The 24,023-nt window shown below is 49.8% G+C and carries 16 protein-coding genes and 3 pseudogenes; 5 read left to right on the forward strand and 14 right to left on the reverse strand.

Annotated features, from left to right (window positions below; genetic code table 11):
* The 6 genes and pseudogenes from ACR3FF_RS16655 to ACR3FF_RS16680 form a co-directional block, all read right to left on the reverse strand.
* Nucleotides 1-148 (reverse strand): annotated as a pseudogene (locus ACR3FF_RS16655) (ISH3 family transposase); the annotation flags it as partial.
* Between the two features lie 73 nt (nt 149-221).
* A pseudogene (locus tag ACR3FF_RS16660) lies at nt 222-542 on the reverse strand (transposase); the annotation flags it as partial.
* 128 nt (nt 543-670) lie between these two features.
* A complete protein-coding gene (locus ACR3FF_RS16665; protein WP_458189220.1) occupies nt 671-3,706 on the reverse strand; it encodes a LamG-like jellyroll fold domain-containing protein in 3,036 nt (1,011 codons plus the stop codon).
* Nucleotides 3,707-3,827: 121 nt separating this feature from the next.
* Nucleotides 3,828-4,715, reverse strand: a complete 888-nt coding sequence (locus ACR3FF_RS16670) for a DUF7982 domain-containing protein (protein ID WP_458189221.1) — start codon at nt 4,713-4,715, stop codon at nt 3,828-3,830.
* The gene (locus ACR3FF_RS16675; RefSeq protein WP_458189222.1) at nt 4,716-5,180 is read right to left on the reverse strand and encodes a DUF8163 family membrane protein; all 465 of its coding nucleotides are present in this window, start codon (nt 5,178-5,180) and stop codon (nt 4,716-4,718) included.
* Nucleotides 5,181-5,185: 5 nt separating this feature from the next.
* Nucleotides 5,186-6,640: a DUF58 domain-containing protein gene (locus ACR3FF_RS16680; RefSeq protein ID WP_458189223.1), complete on the reverse strand. Its 1,455-nt coding sequence runs from the start codon at nt 6,638-6,640 to the stop codon at nt 5,186-5,188.
* 281 nt (nt 6,641-6,921) lie between these two features.
* Here ACR3FF_RS16680 and ACR3FF_RS16685 point away from each other — a divergent pair, with 281 nt between their 5' ends.
* The 3 genes from ACR3FF_RS16685 to ACR3FF_RS16695 all read left to right on the forward strand — a co-directional run bounded on the left by ACR3FF_RS16685 (nt 6,922) and on the right by ACR3FF_RS16695 (nt 11,862).
* Complete coding sequence (locus ACR3FF_RS16685) at nt 6,922-8,862, forward strand: hypothetical protein (protein ID WP_458189224.1); 1,941 nt, start codon at nt 6,922-6,924, stop codon at nt 8,860-8,862.
* Between the two features lie 51 nt (nt 8,863-8,913).
* Nucleotides 8,914-9,948 (forward strand): DUF1616 domain-containing protein, encoded by a 1,035-nt coding sequence (locus ACR3FF_RS16690; RefSeq protein ID WP_458189225.1) that lies wholly within the window; start codon nt 8,914-8,916, stop codon nt 9,946-9,948.
* Between the two features lie 774 nt (nt 9,949-10,722).
* A complete protein-coding gene (locus ACR3FF_RS16695) occupies nt 10,723-11,862 on the forward strand; it encodes a glycosyltransferase family 2 protein (RefSeq protein WP_458189226.1) in 1,140 nt (379 codons plus the stop codon).
* A gap of 65 nt (nt 11,863-11,927) precedes the next feature.
* Here ACR3FF_RS16695 and ACR3FF_RS16700 read toward each other — a convergent pair whose 3' ends face one another.
* The 8 genes and pseudogenes from ACR3FF_RS16700 to ACR3FF_RS16735 all read right to left on the reverse strand — a co-directional run bounded on the left by ACR3FF_RS16700 (nt 11,928) and on the right by ACR3FF_RS16735 (nt 20,171).
* On the reverse strand, nt 11,928-12,740 hold the full coding sequence (locus ACR3FF_RS16700) for a methionyl-tRNA formyltransferase (protein WP_458189227.1): 813 nt from the start codon (nt 12,738-12,740) through the stop codon (nt 11,928-11,930).
* Complete coding sequence (locus ACR3FF_RS16705; protein WP_458189228.1) at nt 12,730-13,566, reverse strand: polysaccharide deacetylase family protein; 837 nt, start codon at nt 13,564-13,566, stop codon at nt 12,730-12,732. The genes ACR3FF_RS16700 and ACR3FF_RS16705 overlap by 11 nt, the downstream gene beginning before the upstream one ends.
* Before the next feature lie 324 nt (nt 13,567-13,890).
* Nucleotides 13,891-15,168, reverse strand: coding sequence for a glycosyltransferase family 4 protein (locus tag ACR3FF_RS16710; RefSeq protein WP_458189229.1), 1,278 nt, complete (start codon nt 15,166-15,168; stop codon nt 13,891-13,893).
* A gap of 16 nt (nt 15,169-15,184) precedes the next feature.
* A complete protein-coding gene (locus ACR3FF_RS16715) occupies nt 15,185-16,201 on the reverse strand; it encodes an NAD-dependent epimerase/dehydratase family protein (RefSeq protein ID WP_458189230.1) in 1,017 nt (338 codons plus the stop codon).
* The gene (locus tag ACR3FF_RS16720; protein ID WP_458189231.1) at nt 16,198-17,214 is read right to left on the reverse strand and encodes an NAD-dependent epimerase/dehydratase family protein; all 1,017 of its coding nucleotides are present in this window, start codon (nt 17,212-17,214) and stop codon (nt 16,198-16,200) included. Before ACR3FF_RS16720 ends, ACR3FF_RS16715 begins: the two co-directional genes overlap by 4 nt.
* A 95-nt stretch (nt 17,215-17,309) precedes the next feature.
* Nucleotides 17,310-17,453: pseudogene (locus ACR3FF_RS16725) on the reverse strand (RNA-guided endonuclease InsQ/TnpB family protein); the annotation flags it as partial.
* A 13-nt stretch (nt 17,454-17,466) separates the two neighbouring features.
* A complete protein-coding gene (locus ACR3FF_RS16730) occupies nt 17,467-18,906 on the reverse strand; it encodes a sulfatase (protein ID WP_458189232.1) in 1,440 nt (479 codons plus the stop codon).
* A 35-nt stretch (nt 18,907-18,941) separates the two neighbouring features.
* A complete protein-coding gene (locus tag ACR3FF_RS16735) occupies nt 18,942-20,171 on the reverse strand; it encodes a glycosyltransferase family 4 protein (RefSeq protein WP_458189233.1) in 1,230 nt (409 codons plus the stop codon).
* Between the two features lie 957 nt (nt 20,172-21,128).
* Between ACR3FF_RS16735 and ACR3FF_RS16740 the strand changes: the two genes are divergently transcribed.
* Nucleotides 21,129-22,409 carry a hypothetical protein gene (locus ACR3FF_RS16740; RefSeq protein ID WP_458189234.1) on the forward strand — a complete coding sequence of 427 codons (1,281 nt, stop codon included), beginning with the start codon at nt 21,129-21,131 and terminating at the stop codon, nt 22,407-22,409.
* 53 nt (nt 22,410-22,462) lie between these two features.
* Nucleotides 22,463-24,007 carry a flippase gene (locus ACR3FF_RS16745; protein ID WP_458189235.1) on the forward strand — a complete coding sequence of 515 codons (1,545 nt, stop codon included), beginning with the start codon at nt 22,463-22,465 and terminating at the stop codon, nt 24,005-24,007.
* The last annotated feature ends 16 nt before the right edge of the window (nt 24,008-24,023 follow it).

The raw sequence follows: 24,023 nt of genomic DNA on the forward strand, positions 1-24,023 counted from the left end.
CTGCAAGAATGACGACCGCCCAGATCTCGCCGGGATCGAGGGGCGAACCCTCGATCCCCGGCAATGGCAGCTGACAGATAACGTCTTCCGCTAGATCTTTCACGTCCGAGTCCGAAAGAGCACCGTCTGGCTGAGGGATATTGAACACATTCACTCAACCAGACATCTTCCTAATTAGACTAACGCTTTAGCTTCAGTTCTCACATCGGTTGGGAAGTACCGACAATATGCTTCGCTAATGCATGGAAGAAATGCGTGCGGCGCTTAGACCGTTTATGAATTCAATCGGGGAGCTCGCTCATCATGCGATTTGCCGCACGTCGCGATCTCCTTCTGGAAGCAGCACTGATTCTGTTTTAAACGACTCTCGGTGTAGAAGTCAGCTTGTTCAGTGCTGTAGGCGACAGTCGCACAGTTATCGAGATCAATTCCGGCAGTTTCCTCACCGGGCGACTCCGGAGTTTCAATCTCGATCTTACAGACGAGATGGATTCCCACCGTTTCTTCGCTTTGTTGTATACGGCTCGTGCCTGCGGAATATTTCAACAGTAGCGTCGTCTTCAACTACGATAGTGTGAGCTGTTCGTTTGATGTGAGAGACGAGCCATTCGTACGTCAATAGTACAGTGCTGAACGCGATCTGGGTGTTGAAAGCTTAAGACACAGTATCTCACGCTGATTCCGTTGTCTCAGATGAATCGTTCTTGCATCGCCGAATTTCTTCAGGTTCACGCGCCTGTCCGTAAATCTGGACCTCATCGATTGCACCGTTGAATGCGTGGCGGTTACCATCTTCGTATCCGCTTCCCATCCTGAGTTGACCATTCCAGTCGATAGACCCATTGGAGATGCGATCTCGTCCCACCTGACGACCATCCACGTATATCGTACGATGCGTTCCGTCATACGTGACGGTTACGTGCGTCCACTGGTTGGAAGGGACTTGTCCTGCAGCAAAATACTCGGCCTTGATACCCGGGGCATGGAACGCGAGTTCCCCATTCTCTTCTAGGACGAGGAAGAATCCGCCTTTGCTGCTAATAAGGTGGCGGTAGTCATTTTTAGGGGTGGTATCTACCCTGTTCGGTCGAATCCACATGGAGAGGGTAAACTGCTGTTGTGTCGTCACGTTTGTGTTTACGTAGGACTTCCTGTTTCCGAAGGCCAAAGCCTCACCACAGACACCATCTCTGGTTGATGTAGTACCGATTATACTGCCGCGATGGCCACCCACTTGATCGTATGTCTTCTTATTTTGAATCTCATCAAAGGGCCAATAAGCGAGACCATTGCGGTTGTGCCACATGACAGTGCGACCAGCCGTCACGTCTCGTTGTGAAACAAACTTCGAGGTTCCATTTACGACATACTTTCCCTGATATGGGACCGTTATATTGAACACGCCATAGGGATTTGCTCGCGTGCTTCGCCGATAGACGAACTGCCCACCGTCGATACGAACTTGCTTTTCAACACTCACTCTCTTGCCCGGTGGCGCTGTGCCAACAACTCGTGCACCAGGAACGACCCTAAAGACCTTCCGCGATCCATCTTCATTGGCATAGATCGCTCGATAGTGCTCAAGTCCCGCCACTCCGTCTCCACGGCTTCCAAGTCGCTTGTGCAACCGCACATACATCGTTTGATCGGGAACCGGGAACGGATAATCCCGAGTCACGATGAATCCTGCTCGATTCCGTCTTTCGAGTCCCTTGGCCCATCCCTCTGGCTGTTCAGAAAGTATGAAATCGCCATAATATTTTTGGGCAAACCAGTACGTTTCTGATTCACCGCTCACAATGTAGTTATAGATTCGACTTTGACTCCATTCACTAAAGACATAGTTATCCGGATGTTCTAAATTCTGCTGGGCCGCATATTCGTTCATCCATGTCGCTGTCTCATATGTGTCCTGACTAACGCCCATTCTTTCAACATTCACTCCCGAGAAAAAGACTCCAGCCGGGACAATTAGCAAGAAGAGAAAGCAAATCACAACGGCTTCCCATATACTCGGAAGGGAAAACGAACCAAACGGCTGTCTCCAGCTGAATGATGACTCGAATGCTATTGGACGCTGGAGGCGACCCTTCGTTGCAAGGTGGACGACACCAAGGCCGGCAAACGGTACAACGAACAGTGCGAGTTGCTCAGCGAATCGGACTTGGATGAGTGCAAGGGTAAAGAAATACCACACGTAAAGACAGATTACAATCCACCCGGTACGACGCTCTCGCCACGAGATCCAACTAGCCCACACGACGAACGGAAGAGCCACGAAAATAATGGACCCGAACGCCCGAAATGGCTGGAAAATGATATCGAATCCGCTCCCCCTCCCAATTAAGGAATATGTTTCCCCGATTCTGCTACGGCCAGTTCGGTCGAAATAGTTCACCAACGTTTCAGTCGGGTCAGCAAACAACGACCAGATCCTGTTTGTTTGAAGAATATGTGTGAACGAACTTCCGATGAAATCGAGAAATGCGATCGAAATAGCGATTATAGCAAAAATGAACGCGGCGGTGAGCCCGACTTCTTTTATTCCCCTCCGGTAGATACCCTCCGTAATTCCGAGTATCGTTACAATTGTAACAAACAACAGCATCGGCGTGAAGGTGCGGTAATCAGGAAGCCAACCAAGAGCGATGTGGGGAATATATGTTAAAACAAAACCGAGGCCGAGGCCGAGCACCAGTTGCCGATTTTCGACGAGGGGTGGCCGGTCTACCGATACGTCGACAATGGCTTTCAATAAGACGTAGAATACGATCGGGAGGAGAAACAGTGGTCCGGCCCGCCAGGCAAGCACCTGCGCTGCGATACTGACGCCAAGTGTAATGGTCGCTATCCAGCGACGCCACGTACTCGAAAGTGAGAAACTCATTGCGTTCCACGTTCGATCGTCCGCTAGCACGACGATTGAGAACACAGTCAACGCAAGCCAAATATTATCAAACGCATTGTGATCAGCGAATCCCAATGCGGTTCTGGTCGCGTAGATTGGTGTAATAGCAAGTAGCGTTACTGCCGCGATCCCTACTCGTCTATCCGCGGTCAAACGAACAGTGAGCAAGTATACGAGAATGGCACTTATAAGGGCCGCAATAACCGGGTACCACGCCAATATTTCACCTATTATTTTCGTGGTTCCTCCGAGAAGGTTTGCGATACCCCACAACGTTACTATAAAGAGCACATCGTGGTTTTCGACTGTCTTTGGTAAGTGGGAGAACCCATCTAGATTGAACGCTATCGGCCCAGTAGTCAGTCGCTCAACCCAGTAGCGGTAAAAGTAAGGATCATTCGATGCCAGGACCACGTCCCCATTTCTAAATACCAAAGATTGAATGAATACAACACGGATGCCGACCATGAGCGCCAAAGCACTTAGGAGAGCAAACAACACGAGCATTCGCCCGCGAAACGGGGGCGGAAGAGCGGTGAGAAAGCTATCATTTGGATCGCGGAATTGGCCAGATTCTATAACTTGTCGAACGGCCGTACGGTTTACAATTCTCAGCCCATTGTCGGACCTAACAATAATTCCGGCGTTGATCAGTTCAGTAACTATCTCAGAGTTAGATACATCTTCGATCGTCCAGTAATCACAGCGCTTATCGATCGCGATGATTTCCCGAAGTGTTGATACTTGTTGAGGGTTCTCGGCAAGGAACCGCTCAACAGTCTCATGTATCTCCGTCATTCTCAATAGGATAGTCCTTATAATGGCTTAAATTCTGGGACCAACAGAACGGACACGTTGATCGCTATGCTGCAGTCGACGGTTGTCGTCGATCCGGATTTGGAGACGACGTTCGGTCATATTACTCGTTTGTTTCATTAAACCATTCGAAGGAAATAATATAATCAAAGCGCTCGTCGTCTCCAGGTACTTGTTCAGTCGTCACAGGGGTGTTCAGGCCTTTCGCGATCCCGGTCGCAACGAACGATGCAATTGGGTGATCGAAGAGATCTGCAGACCCGTATGTGCTTCCGTGTATTCCAAAAGTGATACGCATGTCGTCCGGGTTCACATCAACACTCGCGTTCTCAGCCAATTCGAACCCCTCAACCACCGCATCGGCTAGCTGTTCGGCCAAGATCGATGGCTCGTTCGATACGCTGCCCCTCATGTGCAGTTCGTACTCACGAAAGAGTGCCGCGCCAGTTGGATAGAATGAAACCCCTCGGCTACGCTCTTCATCTGTCACGACGAATGATGTCAGCTCTTCACTGGTCGGCACGCTGTAGTTTCTGTGTTTGGGGATGAAAAGACGAACATCGGCGAATTGTTCGTCTCTACTGATCCCTGTCGGAACGTACACCTGCGTATCCTGTAGGTCAAGATCCGTTACGATAGCCGAACTCGTTGCCGCGGTAGCGGCAAAAACACGCTCACCAACCGCAGCCGAGATCAACCGTTGAGGCGTAAGATAGTACGTCAGCACGCCTGCGAACAAACCGGTTCCAGCCAATGCTAAGAGAATAGAGCGTGAGTCAGGGAAAACAATGGAACCACCAGCGGCCAACAAGCCAAGTGCAATCATTCCGAGCGCAGATCGCCGATAGTGTACCTGCTGTGCGCGCGTATACTGAGTACGAAGGCGCTGATTTTCCTCGGCGAGCATCTCAACTTGTACTGCGAGGTCGCTTGGTTGTTCACCAGTCAAATCGATGCCTTCCCGTTCATCGAATCGTTCGTCACCTCTCATTTATTTTCCCTCAAGCTGGATCGCGACGATGTCGTATCGATGAATTCCGTACGCGAGCACCGCAACAACTACCGTGAGAATGAGCGCTACGAGCCAGGTTTCGCCGCTCAGATAATAGCTCCCCCCGACGAGCAGACCGAATGCCACAAAAAATCCCCCAAAGAGGGTTATAAGTCTACGAGGAGATTCAAATTGGAATGCAGATTCTAACAGTAAACCCAGAAATCCAGCTTCAATAATCGCGATCTGAATCATGCCGATTCTATCCGGATATAACGCCCCCAAGACGATATGTGAAAAAGCAAATGCAAACACTGGTTTCAATACATACCACGTAATGAGTATGGCCGCAGCCGCAACCAGTCCTACATAACCACGGAACACTGTCAACGCGAGTCCGACAATCAAGGCACTGCTGCCACCAACAAGGGCCCGAAGCCGGTCATTTGCTATTTGTGAAATCATATTTATTATACGCTCGGTGACCCGTAGTCGTGCGTTGTTGCATTCTTTAATAACCGTTCGAGTTCGTCTCCTGGACCGACTTCGAACGCCTGAGCGCCATTTAATCGCGCAATCTCCCGACGAAACGACTCAAAATCCACATATCGATCATAGGCATTTTTGACATTGGCGACGCTGCTTTCCTCGAAAAGTATTGTCGGCGTGAGGAACACCAATACCGGGTTGTTTTGCTGTTGAGCGAGTTTGACCAACTCTCGTGTCTCATTCCGATTTGTATCGTCAGTAAGCACGACGGTGACAGTTGATCCACGTAACTGTGCAAGTTCATTGCGAACTGCTTCGTAAAGCACTCCTGTCTCAATCGAAAACTTGTTTGATCGCGATTCGACGAAAAAAGGGCGAAGACGTGTCTCGAACGCAGAGTCCCCCTTCCGGAGATGCTTCGCTACTTGCGATGTGCGCTCCGATGAGCGTCCATTCAACCCTCGCGGTTCGGATGACCGATGTCGCGTATCGGAACAAACGAGATCGTGCAATTCCGTACGAATTGTTGCATAGTGATCCTTGTTAGCACTTGGGACAAGGTTCGCCGTCAGTCCATTCCCATCGACGGCATACAGTCCAAGCGGTTCGCCTTTTGAGCGGGTATAGTTGACGAACGAAAGCGCAACTTGACGTGCGTAATCCAATTTCGTTTTGCCAATCTGACCAGTCGCCATAGATCCACTGTGATCGATCAGAACAACTGTTTGTAAATCCATCTCGGGCTCGAATTCACGCACATGAGGGTGGCCTAGTCGTGCCGTGGCATTCCAATCTATCTGCCGGAGTGAATCGCCGGGAACGTATTCTCGTATCCTCTCAGGGGTGATACCCATTCTTCGACGATCCCCCTCGGAATTACCAGCCACTCCCGCTATTCGCTCGCCGCCAACCCCCACGTGTATATCGTCAGGGCGCCCTGTTTCGACCGTGATCGTCTGCGCCTGGCCAACCGAGGTCGTCGTCTGGAAGAGGTTCGCCGAGTCAGTGAGTATGGCTTTCGGTGGTGGAAACTCGAATGCACCGCCGACGGACATCAGAATGGAATATCTCGACGTGGCGTCTCGTTCGCCAATCGTAATCAAGGCGTGGTCGGCCGTTCCATTCGAGTACGTAGCGGTGACCGGTAGATTCGATTCGATCTCGATACGCACAGGCGATGTGTCCGGTAATTGAGCGCTGAGAGCAACATTAAGATCCTCCCCTCGATTGACCGTTGAGCTATCGAATGATTGCGTCACTGAAAGGTTATCGATGATTTCCAAGACGGTCTGGACGAACAGATATTGCTGCGCGAGTAACCATGCTGATATTCCTATCGTGCCTACGAATAAAACTGGCTGGGCAAGAACAACAGCTCCTACAGCGAGGAAAGCGCCAACCCCAACGCTGGCCCAATAGCGACTCGTGAACTCCATTCATCCTTGAGATGATGGCATAGTAGTTCAAACTATCGGACACTGGAGTCATGTTAGCCCTCCTTTCTCATGGTACTACAAAAAGAAGTATTACCTTGCGAGCAGTAGACCAGTGCGTCGTGACCGGTGGTTCCCGAACACTGCGGTACAGTGCAATCGCCCTCGCAATCCTACTAGCCACGTCTGGAATAGGGGTAGCGTTAGGCAACCCTGGGGCATCCAATTCCGACAGAGTAGTCGGGTATGAAGATTTCATACCGTTCGTTGGAACAGTTGTAAGCTTGAACGAGACGAATGGCTCATCGGTTCCGCACCAAGTCAATCCCGACGAAATAAATAACGGAGGTTCATCAGAGACTGGAAAACGGTGGATCAACGGCCGACTCGCCGACCAGCTCCAGGATAGCGTCGGTCAAGTCAAGCAAGGGGACTACAAACGCGCCAAACGTCTCATTGGAAAGGACTCCGAATACGAAAAATTAGCAAAACGATACGCGAATGTTTCCGGGGAGTCAGGCCAAGGAACTGACGGGAAACGATTCGGACGGCTTCAACGCAATCAAACTCAGTTGATTACCAATGTTCGATCGTACCAGGAGACGCTGAAAAAGTATCGAAAGGCAAAGCGTAACGGGAACGATGCTCGTGCTCGAACGCTTGCACGAGATTTAGAACACTACTCAGACAGGGCGAAAAGGAATGGATCTGCTCTCAAACGAGACTATGAAAGGATCTCATCAAATGATACCGAAATAGCCAACAGCAAACGCCGCATCGAGAATCTAACTCAGAATATCACGAAAAAACAATCTAAGATTCGTGAAAGAGAGTTCATCGAGACGCAGTTCTCGGACTTGGAGGCGTCCAAATCGGGATCGTTCACGGATCCGATTAAAATCACTGGCCAGCTTCGGGCAGCGAACGGTTCCGTACTTCAGGATAGGAAGATACGGTTAGAAATCAGGAATCAGTCTATCCAGTCGGAGATCGGTCAAGATGGCAGGTTCGAGGCAACCTATCGTCCCACACTCGTTAAGGCTGGGACCCAGCGACTGACCATTGAATATGCTCCTCGGAACGATTCGGTCTACCTTGGGACCAACGAGAGCATCAACCTCACAGTTCGCCAGGCCAAGCCGACAGTTAAAATCACAGAAAAGCCGAATACGGCAAGGTACCGTAAAAACATTACCGTGAAAGGGACAGTAAAAGGGGATGGCGTCGGTGCGTCGGGGGTTCCAGTGCGGGTGACGGTCGGGAACACTCCCCTCAATACAACGCGAACCAATAAGGACGGAACGTTTACCGTCGATAAAAAGCTACCAACAGAAGTTAGAGCCGGCAATCAACAAGTACGAGCACAGGTCGCACTTGCAAACAAGGCCCTGATGAATGCAAGCGATGTGGCACCGATGAACGTCACAAAAACTGCGACCCGTCTTTCGATAAATACCCGACGGACCGAGAATCGACTTCGAGTGCAGGGGACACTAATGACAGCGACTGGTGCTCGAGTGGCTAACCAGACCGTTGAAATCCGTATTGCTGGTCGAACAATCACGACCGCTGAGACAGATGCGAATGGACATTTTTCTGCGGTGGTGTCGCTCCCCAAAGACACAACTAATGAAGATAGACCCGTCACGATCGCCACGGTTTACTCAGGCGCGATGTCTAACCTGGAATCCACGAAAGCACGAACCCAACTCCACCCCACTGGACCGACTGATGGGGTGCCCAATTGGTGGCTTTGGGTCGGCAGTATCTGCCTGTTTGGTTTCGTTGCAGGTGGCGCGTACGTAATCTGGTCGCGGAACGTCCTTGGATTCGGTCCAAATTCAATGGGAGAGATCACTTCGGATGACAGCCTTATACCGACAGGAGGAGACAACGAACCGGTAACTACGAATGACCTGCTCACGACGGCACGTGAACAGCTAGCCGCGAATCGATCCGATGTCGCCGTTCGGACTGCTTACAAAGCAGTGAGGTACCACCTCGCTCGCGATAGCGCGAACCAGTTGCACCCAGGAAAAACACACTGGGAACTGTACCACGACTATAGAACGAGTGACGCAGATGACGACACGACGGATAAACTACGTCGGCTAGCGCAAGCGTATGAAATTGCTGCGTTCACGACCAGCTCCATCTCTATCGACGATGCGCAAACGAGTGTGGATATCGCGTCCTCACTCGTATCGGAGTCAAACACAGAATAATAGTGAGGCTATGCCAACGTTTTTGACCGTTCTAGTCGAACTAATGAATCGATGCCATCCGATAGTGACCTCTGGCTACTAATCCCTCGTCCGATACGCCGGTTCCCCGCTGACCTCACGGCGGTGGTGTTTTCTCTTGTACTGATTTCTGCGACCATGTCGGTATCCGGCCTTTCAGGGTCTCCGTTCCGCAACCTTCTCGGCATCGCCTTCGTGTTATTTATCCCGGGGTATGTCTTCATCGCAGCCCTCTTTCCGGAAAAAGGAAGCGAGGAATCCAGCACAAATTCGAGCAATGGCGAACGGGACTCCATTCTACCACAGCCGGGAGACCGCATCGAGAGTGTAGAACGTGTCGTACTATCTATTGGATCCAGCATCGTTATCATCACGGTAACCGGACTCATATTAAACTTCACACCATGGGGTATTCGTGTCCGTCCGCTTTTATTCTGTCTTGGTGGTGTGACCCTATTCGCAACCCTCCTGGCAGCACGTCGACGATGGGAACTGCCTGCGAACGAACGTTTTGGCGTCCCCTACAGGGAATGGACCGCAACTGTGAGGACTGAATTCCTCGAATACGATTCCCGAGCGGGATTGGTCCTTAACGTTTTTCTCGTTTTGAGCGTGCTCCTCGCTGTCGGAAGCGTCGCGTACGCCGTTACGTCTCCCGATCAAAGTGGATCGTTTACTGAATTCTATCTCCTCACCGAGAATGAGACCAGTAACTTGGTCGCAGATGACTATCCGACGAACTTCACCGAGGGTGAGAGCAAGTCGATGTACGTCGGCATCAATAATCACGAACAACAGCCGATGGACTACACCGTCGTTGTCCGAATAGAAAGAGTCGAGAACGGCACAATGCAGGTCCTCGAGGCACAGGAATTACATCGATTTCACACCTCTCTAGGAGTAAACGGAACGTGGCGGACTGAACACGACGTCACGCCGAGGATGACTGGTAATCGGTTGCGATTGCACTACCTTCTGTTCAAAGGAGATGCACCGGCTCAGCCGACCGAAAAAAAGGCATATCGCGAACTCCATATTTGGGTTAATGTTTCTGATCGTGGCTCTTGACCATGGTACGATCGATGTATTTGTGCACGGGAACGGTGTTCGTATCGGTGCTACCAACCTGGGCGGCACGCCATCTCAAAAGTGGCGGGACCATGCGGCAGTAAGACTTATCAAAATTGTCGTAGTCCACGTACTAACTGAGAAACGCAAGTGACGGACGGCGTGGAGGAGTCAGAATTACCGAAACTTGGGTTTCGAGCTTCCTTAAGGGAAATAGGAGGCCGTGAAAACCAGGGGATTCAGCAGTGACCATAGAGAACACAACGAACAAAGTACAGAGGGTGATGGATGGTCCAGTAATTGGGTCGCGGGGAATATCTACCGAGAAGTCAGCGAAAAACCGCGATGGGACTGTGCAGTGTTTGTCGCCACTCATTACGGAATGGGGACCAGCGATAGATTAACAGACGAAATAGTAACAAATTGTTACTGAAAATGTCCAAGTATCAAAGGGCGGCACCTGGGGTTTCAGTCAAATGCGTCTGGTGTGACGCGCGCATGATCTGTACAGCCGGTGGCTACTACATTTGCGTAGAATGTGGTCACTCACTCGTAACTCTAAGTCCAACACTAACGGATGGTGGTGCGAATCACCCTAGGTTGGACGAATTCCGTCCGAGACAATCCCTGTACGATGATACAGAAGGCGAGGAGAAACGAGTGCCAGCCGTTGGATTAATCGCAAGGGAGGACAACACTGGTGACCTGGTCGCTACAACGCTCCGGGCGACAAACAGAGGGCACACAGTATTCGTTACACATGCAAATCAACCAATGTTAGAGGCTGTGAAGTTGGCCGCTCAGATCGGTGCGATCATTATCGACCCACAACAGCCCAATCCTGACGACGATTCCCTAAAGCGGGAACTGCATCTTACGACGATGGCCCACTCCTATCCTGGACTAATCTTTCAGTCCAACGTTACAATTCCAATCGACTACGACCGGAGCATGGCAACAATAGAATCGACCCAAGAATGCTGCGTCGAAGCGGAACCACCCCCGCAGGAACGATCGACAACAGTTCATGCAGTGATACCCGCCCACAACGAAGCAAACACGATAGCGGATGTCGTCTCGGCAGCTGACATCCATGTGGATGAGGTAGTTGTCATCGATGACGGAAGCATTGATGAGACATCGACATTGGCACGTGACGCAGGGGCAAAAGTAATCAATCATACAACTAATCGAGGCTACGGTGAAGCACTCGTGACCGCATTCAAGTGGGCAAAAAAGGCGAACGTCAACAACTTGGTGATCTTAGATGGCGACGGTCAACATGATCCCAAAGACATTCCGAAGTTGGTCGGCGCGCAGAACCGTACTAGCGCAGATATCGTCATTGGGAGCCGATTCAGCAACGAAGCGGAAACGGAGATCCCACTATATCGCTGGATTGGACTCACTATCGTGAGTGCGCTTACCAACTTGAGCATGGGAGTGGTCCGGCCGCGTTCTTACTTACATGACACACAGAGTGGTTTTCGGGTGTACGGCCGTTCGGCAATAGAATCGCTAGCTGGTGCAGATATCGCGTCTCACATGGATGCCAGCACCGACATTCTGTACCACGCCCATCACGAGGGTTATAAAATAGACGAGGTCAGAACTACGATTGACTATGATGTGGAAAATGGAAGCAATCATCATCCAATTGCACACGGCTTTGTCCTCATCAGGAACCTGCTGAAGACTATCGAACGAGATCGGCCGATCGCAGCCTTGGGAGTACCTGGATTTCTGATTGCACTCATTGGTCTTGGATTTGGATACTGGACGATTATAAACTACATCCAGACCGAAACCTTTCCGCTTGGAATCGCTATTACGTCTGCATTCCTTAGCCTCACAGGAATTCTGAGCTGCTTCACAGCGATCATCCTCCATTCGTTAAATCATCATTTTGAATAAGAGTGGGATACTTGATCAGTGAGACGCCGCGAGGAACGACCAGATACGTTCGGTTTTGTAACGAGTCAGTAAAATCGATTACCCGACTGCCGAAACTCCCGGACATCCTCACGGGTGGGCATCGAGTAGTACGACCCCTTCGAAGGATCCGTCGGCGTTGGATCGACGACGCCTTCGGAAATTTGTCGAAGCGACTCATGGAGCACCGTTGAACCGTGCTGGGCCACACGACTGTTCAGCGTATGTAGCGTGTCATCAGGGTGAATCTCTAATTCTTCTTGAAGAATGACATCTCCGGTGTCGATATTTTCGTCCATATAATGGACGCTGACCCCTGTTTTTTCCTCATCATTCAACAGAGACCAAAAACTCGGTGAAACTCCCCTATAATGGGGGAGCAACGACGAATGCACATTAAGGACACATCGATTCGGAACATCCAGCAGGTCCGAATGAAACTTCTGCGTGGCGGCAACTGATACAATGACATCGGGATCCATCGACTCTGCATACTCCACATATTCTGTTCTATTAACGTCTCTTTCGTGTCGATACGCAATTTCGTTACGCTTCGCGAGCGTCTCAGGTGAATAAGATCGTCCAGAGCCCAATATGCGGTTTATCTTGTCCAAAATGAAGTAGGATCCATAAAATACAGAGTGTTGGAAAAACCCAATCAGTCCAAATCTTTGCAGGAGTTTTGGAACGAACTCTACGAGGCTTTCCGTTCCAAGCGCTGGTGAAACGGTGGTGATGTTGACCACGTTAACGTCGTCTGCGGCGACTATATCGCGAAGGAAAGTTGGGATATAGTAATACTCATCAACTGTTACAATAAGAATCCTGAGTGAGCGATCGTTCGAGGAATCACTGACCATTCATGCTCACCTCTGCTTTATGATATAGATCGGTCATCAATCCAAATTGATAGCTATCATTTTGTAATTTTTTAATCAGCCTTCGGAAAATATCGAAGCCTGTGTCGCGTCGTCGGCGATAGGCAAGCCGATAGGGTTGTGGGAGATGGTTGAACGCTGGTGGTACCATCAGGTCGTGCATATGAAAATCGAAGACAAGAACACTGGGAGGACGGCTATGAATCATCCACTCGTACGGCCGTCCGAAAAGCTTCATGTAAGAAAGAGCCACTGGTACCCGGAGCTGTTCGGAAAAGACGGTGAACGGCAGTTCGATGATACCGGTCTTTGTGTGTCTGAATGGAAACCGAGATCGAGTACGGTTGTTAAACCGACCTGGACGCCACGAAGGGAAGAGACTCGCATCGAAGGCGATGTCATACTCTGCGAGAAGAGCGTAGTCGGAGGTCTTTGCGGCACCATCGGGGAACCTGAATCCCAACGGCTCCGTTTCGAACCTGTCTCGAAGCCTCGTTACACTCTCGGAGATCTCGAATTCGAGGTCCGCAAAGGAGCGTCTGGGATGAGTATGCGAATGTGGATGGAACTCTACGGCCGTATTCGCAGTTTCTAGTTTGTGGACGACTTCGGGAGCGACGTCTAACAGTTCCGTTTGTAAGAAGCACGTCAATGGGAGATCGAATTCTTCAAGAAACTCAACGAGGGGCGATATTCGACGGGCAGCATCGTATCTGTTCTGTTTAATTGCCGTGCCATAATCGCATTCCAAGTCTAAAGTCAAGAACACGGTCTTATTGGTCGGCCATTCCTCTAACACCTCGTTCATTGTAGCTCCACTACCGATGAGAATCGCTGTGTAGTCACTTAGATGTCAGGGTACCTGATCTATTCCTAATAAATAATATTACGCCATGAATAGTTGGATTCTCTGTCTCGCTCGGTGTTGCAATCGGAAATCATAGACATATTCTCCAAATGGAATCTTTTCATTTAAGAAGACAACATCCTCCAACGACAGCAAACACTCTCCTCTAAGTTCTGTCTGTCACTTTGGCCGGGTGAGGATCTCTGGACCGTTGATTGGTTATCACTGGCGCTGCCGTCGCGTCGATCCTCATCGTCACAGGGTATCTAAACAACAACCCCGATATTAATGACGAGTCGGTTCTGCTTTTATTTCGATCGACCTATCGTCCGAGAGTAAACGGTAGTACCGATCGATGGAATGGTCTTTCGTGAATCGCTTTTCAAAAGCAGTGCGTGCGTTCGCTCCCTGTTCAGTGATGAGATCTGAATCAGCCCGCCACTTTCTGATAGCGTCGACGACGCTGCTGACATCTCCCTGTGCGGCTTGTAATCCAGCATGATACGTCTCGACGATTTTCGCCTCGTCGTCGTTCGGCTGTGTAATTACCAGGATAGGCCGTCCCGCGGCGAGCGCAGTATATAGTTTACTTGAGACGCAAACACCTTCCATTCCTTCTTGTACTGTCACGATCGAAACATCACCGGCAGTTAGTGAATATGGCAAGTGTTCGAGATCTTGGTATGGGAGAAACCGAACTGTATCACCACGTAAGTCCTTCTGCTCAGCTAATTCGACGATAGCCTGTTTTTTATCACCCCCTCCGATAATAAGGACTGTGACGTCATCATCATCGAAGTACTCGGCAGCGTTCACAATCGTTTCAAGATCGTGATTCTCCCCGATATTCCCCGAGTAGAGGAGGACAAAATCGTCTCTGAGGTCGTGTTCTTCACAGAACCAGTTTTCATCCTTCGATCGTGGCGTGATGAACTCTTCATCCTCCCAATTATGGATGATCACCACTTTCGACTCGTTGAAGTTGTCTCCTACCTTCGCGATGATACGGTCGCGCATCGTCGGGCCGAGTGAAACGACGTTACGTGCGTCTTCGAACGCGAGTACAGTCAGCTTGCTCCAAATCGTATCCACGAATCCGTTCTCACCGATGTAGTCTGTTTCGACGATGAGGTCGGGATAAAGATCATAGACGATAAACGTGTATTCCCACCGTCGAATCTGGCAAACGAGCCACATTGCAATCGGGAGGAACGGTGGATTCGAGACGAAGATGAATTCACGCTCGTACTCTGACCGACTCACGAGTAAGGTGAAAAACATCCATATCGTAAAAACCGTCCAGTTGAATCCTCTCCGAATGGATGAGGACTGTCTTAGCTGTGGAGCACGAATTCGCTTAACGAGGACGTCTTCGTACCAATCTCTTCGTGGTTGTCTCTCGTTCTCTCCGCTATGATAATTTGGCTGACTGGTGTATACTTCCAGATCTAGCCCTCGGTCCTGAAGTCCCACGGCGAGATCTGTTAACAACTGTCCCGTCGACGCAGTTTCAGGATGAAAGTACTCTGTGACCAGTATGACTTTCTTCTCAGGTTCGCTCATGTTGGAAGGTTCTAAATCAGCGCTCGTGGAGGAGCGTTTCGAGATTCGCTCTGACGCGTTCCTTGTTGTGGTGGTTTACATACCAACCGAGCGTTTCCTCGATACCCTCCTCTAGGGAGAACGCCGGTTCCCACCCAAGAAGCTCCTTTGCTCGTGTCGTATCGGCGGCCCGGTGACGCACGCCAACGGGCTTGTCCGTTAGATACTCCAATTCGTCCGGTTTCCAATCAAGCCGATCGAAAATAACCTCCGTAACCTCATTGATGGAGATATACTCCCGTATGCCTGCGTTGACGGCAGTGCCGTCCGTAATATTCTCGGCGGCGAGGCGAAGTGAACGAGTGATATCTCGCACGAACGTAAAATTGCGAGTCTGATCCCCATCGCCCCAAATACGGAAGGGATCCTGCTCTGCATACGCTTTCGCCATGAGAGCGATAATAGCGTGCGTTTCGTTCTCCCGTGGCCCGTAAGCGGTGAAGATGCGAACTGAAGAAGCATCGATTCCGTACTGTTCATGATATGATTGTAACGATCGCTCGCCCATCAATTTCGCCCAACCATAGACCTCGTCTGCGTATGCGCCTCCTCGTTCGTCGAAACTAATCATGTCTTCACTGAGCCGCTGTTTTTCTTTCTGAATGTCGGTTGGATACGTACAGGCACTCGAGGCGAACGTGATGCGATCGACGCCGTTTTTCGAAGCTTCTTCGAATACGATATTGTCGAGTGCCATGTTAGTGGCGCAGTTTGCTGGATACGACGAAATATATCCGCGCCCCCCGTGATCAGCTGCGAGATGGAAGACCGTGTCAATATCCATCGTCGCTTCATCCGCGACTTCTCTGTGTTTTAGGTTGCCATCGAGTACGTCGATTTCGTCCTCGACATTCGAGAGGTTACCTCTCTCTCCACTAGAAAAGTCATCTACAACACGAACAGCCGCACCTTCTTCGACGAGTTCCTCAACGAGGTGACTGCCGATGAAGGATGCTCCACCTGTGACAAGGACTCGTTCGCCGTTCCAGTTCATCTGTCGTCACCTCCATCCGCACTAATTGCTACTTCTTTTTCTCCGAGTTCCGCTGCTGCCCACCGGTAGACACGTGAAAGCCCCTCGTCGAGGGAAATGCTAGGTTCCCAATCGAGTTCTTGGCTCATTTTCGACATGTCTGCAGCATATTTATCCGTTCCTGTGGGTTTGGAGGTGTCGTGGCCGATTTCGATACTTTTGCCGCTTATATCGATGATTTTCCGAGCGAGTTCATTCATCGAGATGACTTCCGTCGCATTTCCGAGGTTGATCGGTTCACCTCCCATCTTTTTTTCCATCGTTTGTATCATTCCATCCACGAGATCGTCAACGTAGATGAACCCACGTTCTTGTGTCCCATCCCCGAACAACTCAATGGTTCCGCCATCGGGTTCTTCTATTACTTTCCGACAGAGTGACGGAATTACGTGGCTGCTATTCGGGTCAAGGCTCTCCCGCGGGCCGTAACAGTTGAATATACGGACACTCCCCGTCTCGAGATCCGTATCTTGTTGGTAGGCGCGACAGGCGACCTCACCTATCAATTTCGCCCATCCATACGTGCTGTGTGGATCTGCAGGGATAGCTTGGTCTTCACTGAACAGGTTCAACTCATCGTGCTTTTGTCGGTAAATGCACGCCGATGAGGCGAATATGAAACGATCGATTCCGTTTTTCTCTGCGGCTTCGAGAAGGTGCTGATTCATTAATACGCTTGGCGTCAGCCCACCAACATTTTCGCGTTGAATGTAGTGGATACCCCCAACGCTCGCAGCCAAGTGGAATATCTGATCGACCCCCTCTGTTGCTTCAATACAGCCTTTGTATGTTGTGAGATCCACGTTGCGAAACTCGATATCATCGAGAAGGTGGTCGATTCGATCGAGTTCACCTCGTGAACAATCATCAGCGACGACGACATTCTCATCGAGTTCTACCAAGCGCTTGGTTAGATGCGAGCCGATGAAACCCGCCCCACCGGTAACTAACACTGATTGATCTCCCCCATCCATGCAGCGAGCTATGACACCCGGATATTAATAAATTGAGGCCTTTGAAACCGGCCGAGATAGTGTATCCATATGATATTCGACTGTATTTTTGTGAGTCAGTGACCCACGACCGAAGTCATGGGCTTGGAAGAGGTCTCCCCCTCTGCCGTCGGATCGACGGAGGCGTTGTAATCGCCGTTCAGGTTCAGCGTCCCTGGCGGTAGCGCACACTGACAGGGTGCGCCTCTACTCGAAGACTGAATTGTGCTAAAATCAACGATACCCGAGATCCTCTAAGCGTTGCTCAACGTCCTCATCAAGGCCGGTCGGGGAGACACCCGTGACACCGTCAAGTTCTTCGATTCGATCCGAGACAGCAGTTTGGACAAGTTTTGCCCCTGAATCATTCGCCTCCATGTTCGTTCGTTTTGGTTCCCCATCACGAATGTTGAAGAGACGTTCGTCATCGTGTATTTCGTCGATCTCGTACAGCCAGTCCGCTGAACGCGCACCTACGACTACGTTGCTTTCGACTTGGTGTTCGGCAAGAACGTACGGACGTGGACCGTCGAGACCAGGACGTTGACCTGTGTACGCGTTTGGAATCTCAAACCCAAGGGTGTCATGAATTAGCGGTGGTATATCGAGTAAGCTGACTAAATTGTCAGTCGCGTCATGAAGATACTTGGGACCGTTTAGTACGACGAGGGGGACGTGTAAGAGTTCGTCGTGCATCCGCTCTGGTTTCCCAAACAACTCGAACTCGCCAAACATTTCACCGTGATCGGAGGTGACGATTACAAGTGTTTCATCGAGCACACCGATTTCTCGCAAAGTTTGAAGGATTCGTGCTATCTGATCGTCCACGTACTCGATAGCTGCATCGTACAACCGTTCGAGTATTCGTAGGTCCTCAGACGATAGCGAATCCGGTTCAGTCAGCAGTGTCGAATACAACTGGGAAACCTCTGTTTGGGAGACATCAGCTACCTCGTATCGTTCACGATATTTGGAAGGAGGGTAGCATGGATGATGAACGTCCATATAGTGCGTCCAACAGAAGAATGGAGAAGGGCGTTGCTGTAACAATTCGATTGTGTCGTCGGTAATGACCTCTGCACTTACGTACGGTCGAGGTTTCCCTTCGATGATTTGGTACACCTTCTTGATAGCGTCGGTGAGATGGAGCCTTTCGTCGAATTTACGCAACATCGGATTATTGAGTTCGATACCACGAGGAAATATCTTGGTCGCTAATCCCATCAGGAGATTCTGATAGTCGTTAAATTGGTCGAAACCAACATCATAGTTGAAATAATTCGAAAGAAAAGGATTACAGTGATAACCAGCGGTGGACAGACCATTTCTTGCAAGTTCCTGGGCTAAACGCGGACGGTCGTCTCGTAAAGGGCCGAGGCCCCCATATGAAAGAGGCATCGTTCCAGTGAGCATTGCAGGGAACGAGGGTGTTGTCCCAGGTCCAGTTGCAAACGCCCGACAAAAGGAATCTCCTTCCCGGATCATTCTTTCGATTGCATTTGCGTCAACGTTTTCGTATCCAAAACTGGGGAGGTGGTCGGCGCGAAGTGAGTCAATCGTTACAAGGAGGACATTATTGGGTGTCATAGGGATCACGTTGGTCGTTCCACTTACCGCGTCAATCTCTTTGTTATTTAAGGTGTCCCGATTTTTCCGATTGGATTCGGATAACACTATCTCCTTCGTTGAGTCTACGCCCTCTTCCCAATTTATGACTCATCTTGGTTGGCAGCAAGAATATAGGAATACCGTTCGGCAGTCGTCTTTGCAACACTCCGCCAAGAATACTGTCGCATTGCTCGCTCGTAAGCTGCTTTGCCCATTGTGCGTCTTGTTTCGGCATCTGATATGATTCGTTCAATCACTTCTGCGAGCAAAGCAGGAGACTCCGGCTCGACGAGTACTCCTGTTTCTTCGGTTATTTGCTCGGGAATTCCACCGACAGTCGTTGAGATAACAGGAGTTGCTGCGGCCATTGCCTCTAGCGTTACCAAAGGAAACACGTCGGAACGGGTGGGGAATACAAACACGTCTGCCCGTCTGTAAAGCTTTTTGAGAAGAGAACCACTCACAAATTCAAGATAGCGAATATTTGAGGTCTGCAAGCGTTCAACGAGCTTCGAATCCATAGCGCTACCAGCGAGGACGAGTTCACATTCACAGTCCAGTATTCGGCTTGCGTCAAGTAAATCTTGAACCCCCTTTCCGGGGAGAACTTTTCCAACGAACAGGAGCATCGGATCCGATTTAGAAATCCCCAATGTAGATTCTAATTGCTCTCTTTCGTTGCTCGTTGGCGGATTGGGTTGAACGCCATTCGGTATGACGCTTACCGATTGGTCGGGGAATTTTTGGTTGAGAATTTCAGCATCATTCGCCGAAAGTGCAAACAGGTGCGAAGCACGACGAAGAACTGTCTGGTAAGGCGAGAGAACTCCGACGCGAAATGCCATTTTAGCAAACCATGGCATGTTCATTGTCTCCGGAAGTTCCGGAATCTTACTGATACCATGCGTCGTCACGCAGTACGGGAGGTCATTCATTTCGCATTGGAGAGCAGCAGCGACCATCCCCACAACTGGAACTGCATTGTGAATGTGGGCGATATCGTATGAGTCGAGTGGGTCTGGTGATGTAAGTCGTGTCCAAATCAGCGAATTTGAATAGTTTTTCTCCGACTGAATCAAACGCTTAGTTAAATCCCGGAGAGGTGTTCGTGATGGGATCTGATAAAACGAGTGTTGCAGTTGGAGTTCAGATGCTAGCTCTGTGTCGTATTCTCCAGCCATTTTCACCGTGTCGACCGAGGCGAACTCAGCGAGGTGATCACCGAGTTGAAGACCAGCCCGAACGGCCCCCTCACGATCGTCCGGTGCTGCCACAATTATGTTAAGTACCCGCAAGGCTCTCTCGGGAGAGGGCTCTGACTTGGCGGTCATGATATCGGTAACACTGTCGAGTCGAGGGGTGATAAGTCCGTTGTACAGCGTGTTCTCTGAGTAGCACAAGAGGAACTACCAACCCCCCACAAAAGAGTTTAGTAAACCAGTGTTGATGAGGTTTTATGAGATTCCGAAGAGAGGGGGCTCGAACTGAAAGTCTCCCATTTTTATTTAATAATCTTGGGACGAACATGAAACCAGAATACGCAGACCTCGTACACCAATAGTGGAATGGCTTCAGACAATTCAGATTTCTCGATCGTTTCACGCCTACCGTCACAGGGAGTAGAGATCTATATCGGGTACGCATTTATTTTCGCCACTTCTATTGGATTGATATTGGTCACATACTTTTTCGACGCTAGTACGGTCGTACAGGGACTCTACGGCGTGATTGGTGCATATCTCGGAGGACTGGTGTTGTATTTTTACGATCGGCCTATTCGTAGTTTGAATGATCGGACAGTCCACGTTCCAATCCCATCCGCAAAGCACTATCTGAAATTCAATCTAATCATCTGCTGTGTCTCAATTAGCGTCGCCGGAATATTAGAAACGCCCCTGATAGCGGTACTCTTCCTTTTACTATTTGGGTATCCACTCTTGTTGATTCAAATCTTTGGACCCATCAATCAAAAAATATACTTGATTCAACTATGTAGTCTATCTGGATCTACTCTGGTAGTCAAATGGCTCACTAGCGGGCTCTATTTTGGATACGGGGATATATTCATTCATTTACGCTTTGTTAAAGAACTCATATCTTCCAACTACGTCCAGTACATTCCGGATCTTATTTATCAATCATTTGGGGGATTTCATATTTTCATTGGGAGTGTACGTCTCGTTTCGGGTCTCTCTGGCGCCGATTCACTGTATCTTAGCGGGGTGATTCTCTATTCAGTGTTTCCTCTACTCACGTATATCTTCGCGATGTCGCTATCATTGAACCAAATGCAAGCACTAGCAGTAGCCACGGTTGTTCCAACAATTTATTTGATCCCGTTCTACGCGAGCTACTTCTTCCCACAGTCCCTCGCCATTCCATTAGTCATCATCGGTCTTTACCTCGTGATTAGACAATCAACTAGCAGTGGATTCCGATTTGGTCTTCTTGGAATCATATTCATTCCCGCCCTGAGTTTCATCCATCACTTTACCTATTTCTTGCTAATACCGATATTAGTCCTGCTCTTTCTCTCATATTGGTTCATGCTTCGCGTCTCACCGACGCAGACCGATCCGGGATTCAGATTGAATTATCCCCTCCTCGTCGCCGCACTCGTCGTTATCGTCGTTCATTGGGTGATTTTGGCAAAAGGGATATACATCGGAGGGTTGATTTTCGCCCTTTTCGATATTGTAACAACGTTATTCGAAAACTCTGTAGGGGGAGTACAAACATTCACGCTCGGACAAATTTCAGTCAAGTCGGATTCCACCACTGGACTTCAATGGTTGTTGAGCGTTTCTGGGATCTACTTTTCAGCGCTCGTTGCAATTTCCGTAATCGCTCTTGGAGTCATAGCGAAGCACCATGCCAAGTACTATCGGCTATTTCCGGTTTTGATTGTCGGGTTGGCAGGTTCAGTGTTTATCTATAAGCTACCGATTCCGATCAAGTCTAGTGAACGAATTGGGTTTCTGTGGGCAATCTTCTTTGTCTTCATACTCGGTCTCGCTCTCTACCATGCCACGCAACAAGAGCGGCACTCAATTGGTTCGATCTCCGTTTGTCTCTTACTTGTAGTGATGGGAATCACTGCTCCCTTGGTCGGTGGTCACGACTACTACAAAGTAAAACCGGGCTATGACCAGCAGAGTACGCTATCGGAACAGCAGAGTGCCATGATAGCGTCCTCAGGATATTTTTCACAAAACTACTCATCAGGTATTGCAACATTGTGGATGCCACGGAAAGCACTTCAGCGATTTGGGGTCGATCGTGTGGATCGGAGTGAAGTATCGGAGCGAGCGCTTTCTAACTCGAAAACCAATCTGTTTCTGTATCTGGAGTGGTGGCCGAAGTATCGGCTCAAAGTGATAGCCGCAAAGCGATCTGTGTATAAAAACAACGTATTCATGTCTGAACAATGGCTACAGAACGCGATCTCGTCAGAGAATAAAGTATATACGAGCGGTAAAACCGGGATTTTATGGGAAGACGAAACGATCACTGTCGATGAAAATGATACTGTATCGGCTAGAGGCAGGACCGATAATGTCCATAAATAAGACATTAAATACATGAACTTGCCGTATTGGAACACTATACAAAATCCAGATCAATGACCAGAGAATCTTCCGATACCTATTCCGCTCTTCAGTCAGTTTCTCGCGGCGCATCAATATTCGTCATTGGGAAAGGAATCGACAATGGCCTACGATACTTTCTGACTCTCCTATTAACGCGTGGGCTAGCAGCACCTACCTTGTTCAGTGTATACGCCTTCGCAACCACTATACTCGCGGTCATTAACGTATTCACGAACCTGGGAACCAACCAATCTATCCTAAAGTTCGTCCCTCAATACGAGGACGACTCAGGGAAACGACGGCGGATGCTCGGACTTGCATACCTGACTTCACTCGGGGCGGGAATCGGTGGCGGCGCACTGTTATACGTCGCCGCACCATGGATAACCCAATTCTCGACGTTTACGGCGAACGGGGCGGGACCATACCTCACTGAAGGACTACGAATTCTTGCGATAATGTTGCCGTTCAATACACTAACCAATTGTGTCAAGAGCCTCTTCAAAAGTCTCGAACTCCCCGAATATCAGGTACTGATCGAGAATATCCTCATTCCCAGCCTCCGTGTGATTATGATTGGAATCGCACTCCTCCTTGGATACCAACTCGTCGGAGCGATAACGGCGACGGTTATTGGAATGCTCCTCGTGTTCGCCGCAACCGTCTGGCTAGCCTACACGAAGGCATCTCTATCGCCTTTATTCTCTGCGACACGAGCAGAGACAGTTGAGTTTTATAACTTCTCCCTTCCGCTAACGCTTAATCAAGCGGGCTATATCCTCTCGAACCGGGTCGACATTCTGATGGTTGGGTTTTTGGTCGCTGCTGGCGACGCCGTTGGGATGTATAAAATCGCAACCGTGTTGGCCGGATTCCTCATCCTCCCGCTCAACGCGTTCAGCCAATTATTCCCACCCATCGCGTCGCGTCTCTACACCAACGGTGAGATTGACAACCTCGAATCTCTTTATCGGCGAGTGACTCGCTGGTCGTTCACGATGGCACTATTTCCAGCGGTCGGGGCTATTGTGTTCTCTAATGAACTGTTGACGCTCTTTGGGGACAGCTACACACAAGGACAATTCATCCTTCTATTGTTTGTCATTGCCCAACTCACCAATGCAAGCGTCGGACCGAGCGGCTACCTCCTCATGATGACTGACCATCAGTACATGACGCTCACCAATCAATGGATTCTCGGCCTCTGCAATGTCGTCCTGAACTACTTCCTCATCATGGAGTTCGGGTTAATCGGGGCTGCGATCGCCAGCGTGACGGTCATCACGTCAGTTAATGTATTGCGGGTCGCGGAAGTATGGTACTTCGAAAGGCTATTTCCCTACTCGCGCAAGTATTTCAAGCCAATTTTAGCCGCTCTCGTCTCGGCACCCGTGATGTACGCAGTGCGGTCAGTATTCCTCAAGTACCTCTCTTTGTCAATGGGGGGAACGGTTACTGCGCTTATAGTGGGTGCTGTTGGTGGAATCTTCGGTCTCGTAGCGTTTGGAGTAGTGCTGTACTGGCTCGGAATCGAGAAGGAGGATTGGGATTTCTTCACAAAACACACACCGATCTGAAGGCCGGGCTGATTTC

Source organism: Haladaptatus ordinarius, assembly GCF_054177595.1.